This window comes from Agriterribacter sp., from assembly GCF_035444585.1.
Classification (GTDB): Bacteria; Bacteroidota; Bacteroidia; order Chitinophagales; family Chitinophagaceae; genus Agriterribacter.
Genome location: NZ_DAOMOZ010000027.1, coordinates 23,001 through 34,163, shown reverse-complemented (window position 1 = coordinate 34,163; position 11,163 = coordinate 23,001). Strand labels below are relative to the sequence as shown.

Annotated in this window: 13 protein-coding genes; 10 read left to right on the top strand and 3 right to left on the bottom strand. The window is 43.3% G+C overall.

The features are described from left to right. From PLH26_RS04930 to tsf, 10 genes are all read left to right on the top strand, one after another. A partial coding sequence (locus PLH26_RS04930) for a hypothetical protein (protein WP_324584880.1) occupies positions 1 to 462 on the top strand: 462 nt, incomplete at its 5' end. Continuing rightward, positions 459 to 1,271, top strand: coding sequence for a DUF2249 domain-containing protein (locus PLH26_RS04925; RefSeq protein WP_324584879.1), 813 nt, complete (start codon positions 459 to 461; stop codon positions 1,269 to 1,271). The genes PLH26_RS04930 and PLH26_RS04925, both read left to right, overlap by 4 nt. Before the next feature lie 16 nt (positions 1,272 to 1,287). Next, a complete protein-coding gene (locus PLH26_RS04920) occupies positions 1,288 to 2,562 on the top strand; it encodes a cytochrome C oxidase subunit I (RefSeq protein WP_324584878.1) in 1,275 nt (424 codons plus the stop codon). Continuing rightward, a complete protein-coding gene (locus tag PLH26_RS04915) occupies positions 2,559 to 2,882 on the top strand; it encodes a metal-sulfur cluster assembly factor (RefSeq protein WP_324584877.1) in 324 nt (107 codons plus the stop codon). Before PLH26_RS04920 ends, PLH26_RS04915 begins: the two co-directional genes overlap by 4 nt. Before the next feature lies 1 nt (position 2,883). Then, positions 2,884 to 3,315 carry an RrF2 family transcriptional regulator gene (locus tag PLH26_RS04910; protein WP_324584876.1) on the top strand — a complete coding sequence of 144 codons (432 nt, stop codon included), beginning with the start codon at positions 2,884 to 2,886 and terminating at the stop codon, positions 3,313 to 3,315. A gap of 330 nt (positions 3,316 to 3,645) precedes the next feature. Beyond that, the gene (locus PLH26_RS04905) at positions 3,646 to 4,587 is read left to right on the top strand and encodes a hypothetical protein (RefSeq protein WP_324584875.1); all 942 of its coding nucleotides are present in this window, start codon (positions 3,646 to 3,648) and stop codon (positions 4,585 to 4,587) included. Positions 4,588 to 4,851: 264 nt separating this feature from the next. Continuing rightward, positions 4,852 to 5,295 carry a 50S ribosomal protein L13 gene (gene rplM / locus PLH26_RS04900; protein ID WP_324584874.1) on the top strand — a complete coding sequence of 148 codons (444 nt, stop codon included), beginning with the start codon at positions 4,852 to 4,854 and terminating at the stop codon, positions 5,293 to 5,295. Between the two features lie 51 nt (positions 5,296 to 5,346). After that, positions 5,347 to 5,736, top strand: coding sequence for a 30S ribosomal protein S9 (gene rpsI, locus PLH26_RS04895; protein WP_324558181.1), 390 nt, complete (start codon positions 5,347 to 5,349; stop codon positions 5,734 to 5,736). 84 nt (positions 5,737 to 5,820) lie between these two features. Then, positions 5,821 to 6,759, top strand: a complete 939-nt coding sequence (rpsB, locus tag PLH26_RS04890; RefSeq protein ID WP_324558180.1) for a 30S ribosomal protein S2 — start codon at positions 5,821 to 5,823, stop codon at positions 6,757 to 6,759. Between the two features lie 51 nt (positions 6,760 to 6,810). Then, positions 6,811 to 7,650, top strand: coding sequence for a translation elongation factor Ts (gene tsf / locus PLH26_RS04885; protein ID WP_324584873.1), 840 nt, complete (start codon positions 6,811 to 6,813; stop codon positions 7,648 to 7,650). An 87-nt stretch (positions 7,651 to 7,737) separates the two neighbouring features. On the opposite strand, the gene PLH26_RS04880 is transcribed toward tsf, so the two are convergent. From PLH26_RS04880 to PLH26_RS04870, 3 genes are all read right to left on the bottom strand, one after another. Beyond that, on the bottom strand, positions 7,738 to 9,018 hold the full coding sequence (locus PLH26_RS04880; RefSeq protein ID WP_324584872.1) for a M28 family metallopeptidase: 1,281 nt from the start codon (positions 9,016 to 9,018) through the stop codon (positions 7,738 to 7,740). Positions 9,019 to 9,199: 181 nt separating this feature from the next. Further along, positions 9,200 to 9,943, bottom strand: a complete 744-nt coding sequence (locus PLH26_RS04875) for a LytR/AlgR family response regulator transcription factor (RefSeq protein WP_324584871.1) — start codon at positions 9,941 to 9,943, stop codon at positions 9,200 to 9,202. Between the two features lie 146 nt (positions 9,944 to 10,089). Beyond that, the gene (locus PLH26_RS04870) at positions 10,090 to 11,151 is read right to left on the bottom strand and encodes a sensor histidine kinase (RefSeq protein WP_324584870.1); all 1,062 of its coding nucleotides are present in this window, start codon (positions 11,149 to 11,151) and stop codon (positions 10,090 to 10,092) included. Positions 11,152 to 11,163 lie beyond the last annotated feature (12 nt).

The window sequence follows — 11,163 nt, the reverse complement described above, 5'->3', positions numbered from 1 at the left end:
ATAATGAAAAAATCAGTAATGATCTTAATGCTCACCGGTCTCTTGTGGGCGTGTAGCTCCAACGCTTCCAGCGATGGCGGAGCTGTTGCCGACCCCGAAGATCCTGCGCATGGCCATGAAACTGCATTAACGCTGAACAACGGACAGAAATGGAATGCAGATGCAGCTACCGGTGAAAATGTTACTGCTATCCACGTGCTTGCCGGCAATTTTGCAGCGGAGCCGCATACCGGTCTGTCTGATTATGGTGTACTGGCTTCGGATCTGCAAAAAGGATTAGACAGGATGATACAGGAATGTAAAATGAGCGGACCTGATCACGACGCCCTGCACCTTTGGCTGGAGCCTTTGCTGAGGGATGTAAACGAGCTGAAGAAAGCGGATGATCCTGTCTCCGCCCAAAAAATAATGCACGCTATTAACGAAAGGTTGGATTTGTATACACAATATTTTGAGCAATGATGATCAATGCCGGTACTAAGATTGCCGCTATATTAAAGCAGAATGCAGCAGCCTTGGATGCTATTATTGCGCTGAGCCCAAAATTTGAAAAATTGCGTAATCCCCTGTTGCGCAGGATAATGGCAGGCAGAACCAGTATTGCTATGGCGGCTAAAATAGGGGGTTGTACCATAGAGGATTTTTTTGACAGACTTAAGCCTTTGGGCTTTGAGGCGGATACAGGTGCAGCAACAGTTGCAGCAGAAGCGCCGGAAAAATCCCTGCCGCCATTTATTACTTCGCTGAAAAAAGAGCAGATCATTGAACTTGACGTGCGTCCCGTTATGGCTTCGGGAAAAGACCCGTTGAGCATGATCGTTCAGAAAGTAAAAACAATACAACAGGGGCAGGTGCTGAAGATCATTAATAGTTTTGAGCCAACACCCCTGATGGCTTTACTGGAGAAGCAGGGATTTGTTTCCTATGCCGATACCATAGAACCAGATTGGGTAGAGACTTATTTTTACAAAAAAGACACGATTGATATCGCGGCTAAGGAAGTGCCCGCCCCTAACAGCGAGGGATGGGATAATATTCTAAAGCAATTTGAAGATCGTATGATAACGATTGACGTGCGGCACCTGGAGATGCCGGGACCAATGATGACCATACTGGAATCGCTTGAAACCCTGCCGGCAAACACAGTTCTGTATGTTTATCATAAACGCATCCCGGTTTTTTTGCTGCCCGAGCTGGCTGAAAGAAAATTCAGCTATCGCATAAAGGAGATCAGCGACGGCGAAGTGTATCTTTTAATATTTAAGGAATAATATGTTAGGCGCATCAATGAGTACAGATCCGGTTAAAACCACTTCTTATAAAGTGGTATTGCCTTTTTATGCATATGCTTCTCTTGCCTTCCTGGCTGCCACACTGCTTTTGTTTTTTTCTGCGCCGGCATTCGGCAGGCATTATTTTCACCCGCACGTAATAGCTGTTACGCATACTATGGCCCTGGGCTGGGGCACTATGATCATACTTGGGGCCAGTCACCAGCTGGTGCCCGTGCTTATTGAAGGGAAATTATACAGTAATATACTGGCCTATATTTCATTTGTACTGGCCGCAGTGGGCATTCCGTTGCTGGTATATGCTTTTTATACCTTTAATATGAACTGGATGGCAAGGCGGGGAGGAGAGCTTGTTATTGATGCTGTTGTGGTGTACCTCATCAATATGGGTATAAGCATGGGCAAATCAAAAACCGAGAATGTGCACGCGGTATTTGTATTTACCGCCGGTTTATGGCTGCTGATCACCACTATTGTTGGATTGTTGCTGGTATACAATTTTGCAATACCCCTGTTTTCTGACGACTCCGTGCATTATCTTTCGCTGCATGCGCATATGGGTATCATTGGCTGGTTCCTGTTGCTGATCATTGGTGTGGGTTCCAGGTTAATACCCATGTTCCTGATCTCAAAATATACCAATGCTAAATTGTTATGGCTGGTTTATATCCTTATTAACCTGGGACTGATAGCCTTTGTTTTTATGTTTTTATATACTGCTCCTGCGTATTGTTACCTGCTGCCTGTTACTGCAGTTACGGCCGCGCTGCTGCTGTTTGGCTACTATTGCCGGCAGGCTTACAGGCAGCGTTTGCGCAAACAGGTGGATGAACAGCTTAAAATATCTGTGCTTTCTGTGGCTATGATGGCGTTGCCTGTTGTTTTGCTGGTCACTATGATCATCAGCCTGTGGGTGGCAGGCGAAAATACGCGCCTGGTGCTGGCGTATGGCTTCACCGTTTTTTTTGGATGGATCACAGCCATTATTTTGGGCATGACATTTAAAACACTGCCGTTTATTGTCTGGAACAAAGTATACCATAAAAAAGCGGGGCTGGGCAAAACACCCAACCCTAAAAATCTGTTCAGCAGCAAGGTGTTCACCGGTATGGCTGTGTTATATTTGTTAGGATTTGTTTTGTTTACGGCCGGTATTTTATTATCCGTTGTTTTTGTTTTGCAGGCCGGGGCCGTGCTCTTATTAGCGGCGGCGGGCTTATATAACTTTAATGTATTTAAAGCAATACTGCATAAACCAGCAATATCATGAATGTAGTAACGAATAACAATATTAAATCTACAATTGCCATGGCGGCGCTGCACAATGTAATAGATCCGGAGATCGGGTTAAATGTAGCGGACCTGGGACTGATCTACCAGATCGATTTTGATGAATCTGCCAGGAAGATCAGTACAACAATGACGTTAACCACTCAGTTTTGTCCCATGGGCGAATCCATAGTAGACGGGGTTACGCAGGCCATGCAGCAAACCTTTCCCGAGGATACGATACAGGTTGATCTTACTTTTGACCCACCCTGGAGCTATGACCTGATATCGGAGGAAGGACGAAAATTCTTAACCAGATAATATGCTGAGCTACACCTGTAAAATTGCCATTAAAGCTGTGATCTACCTTGCCTCCAAATATGGCACGGGCAGCAATGCGGGCATTAAAGAAATTGCTGAATACATCGCCGCCAGCGAGCATACCGTAGGAAAAATGCTGCAAACGCTGGTAAAGCAGCAGGTAATAAACAGCATGAAAGGTCCGTCAGGAGGTTTTTATATTTCTGAAGAACAATTAAAGCAGCCCATAATAAATATTGTAGAAGCCATAGATGGCGCCGGGATATTTAAGGAATGCGGGCTGGGTTTGAGCAAATGCTCATCGGCTCACCCATGTCCCATTCATAATGAATATATGGTGGCACGGAACCTGATCGAAAAATTGTTTGCAACAAATAAAGTAGATGAACTATGCAGGCCTGTTAACAGCGGATTGGCCTACCTTATCGGTTGACAGGCGCCTTATGAGAACGTGAAAGGTGTGAATAGTGAAGGGTGAATCCACTGCTGCCTGTTCATCCCTTCCTGCCTGTCATTTACCTGGCTTAACATCAACTCCTGTAAATATTTCTCCCGACTGCAGACTGCTTTGGCGAAGAAAATCGCCTTTTTATCGAAGCTTTTGGAACGCTCATCGAAATCAACCGTTAAAAGCCGGTAAGGCTTATAATTTTACATGTATACCCGGCCCTGTGTTTAACCCGAAAGTGATCGTTTTTTAGGCTTGAAATAGCAAAACGAAGCTGTCGGACAGTAAATTCAATACTTATAAACAGATCCGTCCATGCAAGGAAAGAAAATTGTAATTATAGTTTTAACGGTGTTTTTGATAGCATTGTTTTTTCTGCTGTCTATTCCTATGCGCCGCACTTATCACGCTAAAATTGTGGTGAACTCGGATGAACTTATTACATACCGCACTTTGCAGGACACGGTGAATTGGAACAAATGGTATTCCGATAAAGAAATATCCCGGCCCCAGCCTGCTTCCCTGACCATGCAACCCGCTAAAAAAAGTAAAGTGTTTGCATATCATTTGAAAGATCAGAGCGGTTACGAAAAGAAAGGGCAAATACAGGTATCGCGCAAGAACCGCTGGAATATGCAGATCAACTGGTCGGAAGAGCTGGTTTTCAAAACAAATATTGCTAAAAAGCTCCATCTTCTTTTTAACCCCTCTGAGTTCAGAACAGTGTTTTTGAAAAATATGGTACAGTTCAAAAACGCAATTGAGCACCCGGATAATACTTTTGGAGGTTTAACTTTTGAACGGAAAGAAATGCCTGCCGGTAAGCTTGTAACCTTATCCGATACCGTGGCTTTGAGCGAAGTAAAGGAACAGATCGCTCTTTTGCACGATACAATAACCGCCCATTTACCTGTTGAAGACATAAAAAATCCCGGAACCTTTTTAAGTCAGTATGAACCGCTGAACGATTCTATAATAATACTATGCGTGGCCGTAGCGGTAACCGATGCGTTACAGGAAGTTAAGGAGCCTTTTGAAATGATAGAAATGGACGAGCATCCGGCAGTGATTATACAAACGCAGAAGAGTTATACCGATATGAGCGAAGATATAACCATTATGTATGAGTGGCTGAAGAAAAATGATAAACGCCCGGCAACCAGCTACTGGATCCGGCATACCCCATCTGCCGATATTGCAAAAGCAACGGATAAAAATTACTTTACCATCATCCAGGAAGTATATTCCGTAAAATAAAGAACTGAAGACCGGAAAACATATCCGCACAACGGTCAATATCCGCAATAAGCATCTATCCCTTTTTGATAATTTTTTATTTGGTTCAAAATTTTTACTGATTATCAATAAGATATAAGGGTCCTTGTAAAATAATAGCTTCAAATTTTGGTAATCCTAACAGATTACTCCTACCTTTGCGCTCCAATTTTTAACCGGTAACCGGGGGGATGGCTCCGGTGCCAGCTCCGGGTTTTATATGAACAGGAGTAAAAAAAGACAATAATGAGCAAACTGCATTTCACTACCAGACATGCGAACGCGGCTTCCGTACAACACAACTGGTATGTTGTAGACGGCACCAATCAAACTGTTGGTCGCATGTGTGCCCGCATTGCGGCTGTGCTGCGCGGCAAAAACAAACCTTATTACACGCCTCATGTTGATTGTGGGGATTATATTGTTGTAATTAATGCCGATAAGGTAAAATTCACGGGCAACAAAATTGACGACAAAAACTATATCAACTTTTCCGGCTACCCGGGTGGCAAAAGGGAAGAAACGGCCAGGAGCCTTCTCAGCCGCCGCCCCGAGGTTGTAATAGAAAGGGCCGTAAAAGGGATGTTGCCTAAAAATCGTTTAGGCCGGAAGATGTATAAAAAATTATTTGTGTATGCAGGTACTGAACATCCGCATGCTGCACAGCAACCCAAAGAGTTGAAATTTTAATTGGTAAAACTGCTAATAGCGGTTTCGCTAATAGCCTAAAGCTTAAAATAAATGGAAAAGCAAAAAAATGGCGTTGGTCGTCGTAAAGAAGCAGTGACCCGTGTTTTCCTTTCTAAAGGAGAGGGCAAGATCATTGTAAACGACAAGGACTACAAGCAGTATTTTTCTCTGATCTACCTTCAAAATAAGGTTGAACTTCCTTTAAAAACTATTGAAGGATTAGATAAGTTTGATGTAAAAATTAATGCTTCAGGCGGCGGCGTTAAAGGTCAGGCCGAAGCTGCAAAGCTGGGTATTGCACGTGCTTTGCTGGAAGTTAGTGCAGACTATCGTCCTGCATTAAAAGCTGCCGGATTGCTGATGCGTGATCCAAGAGGTGTTGAACGTAAAAAGTTTGGTAAGAAAAAAGCAAGGAAGAGCTTCCAGTTCAGCAAACGTTAATCCATTATTTCCCCGGAAAGGGATATTGGAAATTTTCAAACCAGCCTGCCAACCAGCAGGTTCTCAAATTCTAAAATCAGATAAATGGAAAATAATACTTCCCTTCAACAACAACTCCTCGAAGCCGGTGTTCATTTTGGTCACCTGCGCAAGAAGTGGAATCCAAAGATGCTGCCTTACATCTTTGCTGAAAAAAAAGGCATTCATATCATTGACCTCAATAAAACAGTTGAGCACCTGCAGGAAACCGCCGCAGCATTAAAAAGCATTGCCAGGAGTGGCAAAAAAATAATGTTTGTAGGTACCAAAAAGCAGGCAAAGGAAATTGTTACCGAATGCGCAAAGCGGGTTAATATGCCCTTTGTAACGGAAAGGTGGCTGGGTGGCATGCTAACCAACTTTAACACGGTACGCAAGAGCGTAAAAAAAATGCAAAGCATTGAGAAAATGCTCAATGACGGCACTTTTGACAGCATTACCAAAAAAGAAAGGCTAACGCTTAGCCGGGATAAAGAGAAGATGGAAAAGGTGTTAGGCGGTATTGCCCAGTTAGGACGTGTTCCGGCTGCATTATTTATTATTGATATCGGCCACGAGCATATAGCGCTTGCAGAAGCCAAACGTTTGGGTGTTGCTACTTTTGGTATGGTAGATACCAACTGCGATCCGAATAAAGTGGATTTCGCGATTCCTTCAAATGATGATGCAACAAAATCTATTGCTATAATAACCAACTATATTGTTGCAGCCATAGCCGAAGGTTTAGCCGAACGTCAGAACGAGAAATCGGAAGAAGAATCGGAAGAAGAAGTGGTAGATAAAGGACCAAGGCTGGATATAGATGAAGCAGGCGGAGCAGATAAGGAAAGAGGTGGCAGAACGCCCGGAAGCCGTCCCGGACCTGGTGGTGGAAGCCGTCCCGGCGCCGGTGGTAACAGAGGAGGAGGCGCTCCCGGTGGACAAAGAAAACGTACAACCGGCGGACCCGGTGGACCTGGCAGACGTCCTGGTGGCGGAAGATAGGAGGAGGGTGTGCCCTCGTAATTTTATTTCTAACTTAAATTATTGGCTGATATGTCAACAATAACAATTACAGCAGCAGATATTAATAAGTTGCGCCAGATGACCGGCGCGGGTATGATGGATTGCCGTAAGGCCTTAACTGAAACCAATGGCGATTTTGAAGAGGCGATTGACTGGTTGCGTAAAAAAGGTGCAAAAGTGGCTGCATTGCGTGGCGACAGGGAAGCAAAAGAAGGTGTGGTAATTGCCCAAACCACTGCAGATAATAAAACAGGCATTGCGGTTTGTATTAGCTGTGAAACGGATTTTGTAAGTAAGAATGCGGACTTTGTTGCCTTTGCTCAAAGCATTGCCGATGCCGCCATTCAGCATAACGTAAAAAGCGCGGATGAACTGAGCGGTGTTGCTATTAATGGCGCTAAAATTGCCGACCTGGTAAATGATAAATTGGCCAGCATTGGTGAAAAAATCGGTATCAGTAAGTTTGAACGTTTAGATGCACCTTATGTTGCTTCCTATATTCACGGCGCTTACCGCATTGGTGTGCTGGTAGGGTTAAGCAAAGCAGCAGCAGATGCCGGCAAGGACGTAGCTATGCAAATTGCTGCCATGAACCCTGTAGCTGTAGATCCCGATTCTGTGTCGGCTGATATTATAACCCGTGAAAAAGCAATTGTAACAGAGCAAATAAAAAATGATCCTAAAATGGCAGGTAAGCCCGATGCCATGATTGATAAAATTGCGGACGGAAAGCTGAACGCTTTCTTTAAAGAAAACACGTTAACTGCCCAGGTGTTTGTAAAAGACAATGGAAAATCTGTTGGCGATTACTTAAAAAGCGTTGATAGCGAACTGAAAGTAATTGATTTTAAAAGAGTGGCTTTAGGATAGATCACAGACTTTTAAATAATAAACATATCCCGGTAGCATTTTTACCGGGATTTTTGTTTTTAACAGACGAAAGAATCTTTGTGATCCTTACCGCAATTGCTTCGTATCCACCCTCGATGGTGTATCCTCACCACTTATTATGGTGCTGGAACTTAGCGCAATAGCTTTAATGATTGCTGTCATGTTCTTCATGTCAAGCGTTGAAAATTCATCGCCGGGGGTATGATAATAAGGCTCGCTGTCCATTTTTGAAGTGGAGATGGTATGAGCAGGAACGCCATACCTGGCCAGCGTGGCATTATCCGACCGGTAAAACAATTGCTGTTCGGGGTAAGGGTCCGGGTAAAATTTAAAAGCAGAACCTTCAAGGTTTCTTTCCAGGATCTTGCCCATATCCGTTTTTTCGTAACCGGTTATATAGGCAGAATTGGCACCCCACTTGCTTTCGGTTCCGATCATCTCAATATTGAACATCGCGGCTACCTTATCCGGTTCAAACTGCTTCGAAAAGTATTGCGATCCAAAGCCCCCGCTTTCTTCGGCTGTAAAAGCTGCAAACACCAATGTGCGTTCATTGTTGTTTACCTTCTTAAAATACTTTGCCAGCATGATCACCGCGGTTATGCCTGCGGCATCATCATTGGCGCCATTGAATATGGAGTCGCCTTTTGCATCAGGTTTGCCTATGCCCAGGTGATCGAAATGCCCGGAAAATATAACATACTCATCTTTTTTACCCGGCAAAATACCCACTACATTCTTCAGGTTTTTTTCTTTTATCCGGTGCCGGATAAAAAAAGAATAGTCAACGGGATCCTTGTCCGTTAAAACAAACAACACGCTCCTGTCCGACCTGAAGCTTTCTCTTTTGAGCCGCAGGAGGCTGGGGAAATTTTTACTATGCGTAGTATCCACCCATACCACATAATTTTTCCCCGACATGATATAGCCATACGCAGCGTTGAACAGCTTATCTCCTGCATTGATCTTTACATTTTCATAACCCGAATCCTGCGTTACCTGCACTGTTTCTTTGGATGTAAAAGCAATGATGTTGCTGCTTTCAATATTGTTGCCATCTATTGTTCCCGATGCATTCGTTTGTTTGGCTTCCACCATGGTAAATTCCTGGAAAAAACCGGTTGAGGAAGGCGGAGCTTGTAATCCTGCTTTCTTAAATTCTTTTGCGATATATGATGCCGCCCTGTCAATGCCGGGAGTAAATACGGCACGGCCCTCCATATCATCGTCCGACAGGTTTTTTTCTATTTTGCTGACTTTTTTTACGGTAATGATCCTGTCAATTTTCTGGGCCGATACATAAATGCCTGTGAGCAGTATAATTACTGATACATAAAATTTCTTCATGTGTTAAAAGGGGAATTATAAATAACAAGAACCAAATTTCAAAAAGCAAACCTGTCCGCCGGGGCGGATAAAATTCAAATCAAAACAAAATACAATTTTCCTTCGTTTCTCAGCTTCTTCACGCACCCGGACTGAAATCAGAAATCAAACAACAAACCAAAAACAATAAACCATAAATTTCCTACAGGCTCATCATTTCTTTGAACTTTACGGCCTGGCGGCGGCTTACTTCAATTTTTTCGCCTCCCTTTATTTCAAGCAGCAATCCCCCGTTAAAATAAGGTTCCACTCTTTCTATCATGCGCAGGTTTACAATATGTTTTCGGTTGGCCCGAAAGAACACTTTTTCATCCAGTCGTTCTTCCAGCGCATTGAGGGATTTTAATATAAGAGGTTTATATGTGCTGAAAAATACTTTGGCATAATTGCCCACGCTTTCAAATAACCGTATTTCATTTAATTTTACAAACCAGCATCTTTCGCCGTCTTTTACAAACACCTGGTCATTTTCACCCAAAATACCCCTGTTTATTCCCTGAGCGCCCAATGAAGAAGCAAGCGCTTCTTTCTCCTCAATATACTCCAGCTTATGCAATGCATCTGCCAGCCGTTTGGGCTCAACCGGTTTCAGCAAATAATCCAGGGCGTTCACTTCAAAAGCTTTCAATGCATATTCATCATATGCCGTAGTAAATATTACCTGTGGCGACCTGTCTAATTCGGTCAACAGATCAAAGCCTGTTTTGCCCGGCATCTGGATATCCAGGAATACAAGATCGGGAGCCATGTGCTCAATCTTTTCTATGCCTTCGTTGGCATTGGCGGCTTCAGCTATTACTTCTATTTCAGGGTGATCCTGCAGCAGTTTCTTTAATTCGGTCCTGGCCAGTCTTTCATCATCAATAATAATGGCTCTCTTTGTCATAATAGGAATGTTATGTTAATTATTATCGTAGCATATTTTCCCGTGAAACGTGAAACGATAAATGTGAAATATTCGCTTCTCACCACTCGCCTTTCACCTTTCACCCCTCACCTCTCACTTTTCACTTCTCACGATCATATAGCCTTTTATTTTGTAAGCCCGTTGTACACCGGCATCACCACCTTTGCTTCTACCATATTACCCGGTATATCTTTGATCTCAAAACTGGCTTTTGCGCCAAACAAAAGATTCAGGCGATCCTGCGTGCTTTGCAGCCCAAAGCCCATTTGCCCTGCATGGCCATTTAAAAATCCGCTGTTGCGAACGATCAGTTCATGATGGTCGTCTGTAAAATCCGAAATAATGGTTACCACTCCGCCATGCACCTGTTTGCTGATGCCGTGTTTGATGGCGTTTTCCGCAAGTGTTTGCAGCATCATCGGCGGTATGGGCTGGTTCAGCGTATCTTCATCAATATTGAACTGAACCTTTAGTCTTTCCTCAAAACGCATTTGTTCCAGGGCAAGGTAATCTCTCACTATATTCAGCTCCTGTTCCAGAGGAACGGTCTCTAATTTTTCTGTTTGCATGCTGCTGCGCAAAATATTGCTCAGCTCAGTAATAGCCCGCCGGGCCCTTTGTGGATTTTCATCAACCAAAGCCCTGATGCTGTTAAGCGAATTAAAGATAAAATGCGGGTTGATATGCGATTTTATCGTTTTGAGCTCCAGCTCTTTCACCAGCGACTGCAGGCGGAAAGTATCCACTTCCTGCTTTTTATTTTTCTGGAAAAAATGATATACGTAATAGATCAGTACCCACACCATTAAAATGAGAGAGCTTTCAAAAGTTCTGAGCACCAGTTTATTGATGAAGGCTACTTTCTTTTTGGGATCTGTTTCAGAAAGGTTAAACAGCACAAAAAAAGTAAGTAAACTGAGCGAGTAAATAAAGCTGGCTATAATGATGCAGATAAAAAGACGCGGAACCAATTTTTCAATAGGCAATACCAGCCAGTTGCGTTTAAGGATAACATTGCGCAGCATATGGGTAATGGGTATTCCCAGCGACAAAGCGATCAAAAGACGGATGATTAATTTTTCGGATATGGTCTTATCATAGGTATAGGCAAAAAAGATATTGATGAGCGCAAACATTCCCCATCCGCAAATCTGGCACCACCAGTATCTTGATATTTTAGATAGCATATATCAAATCTA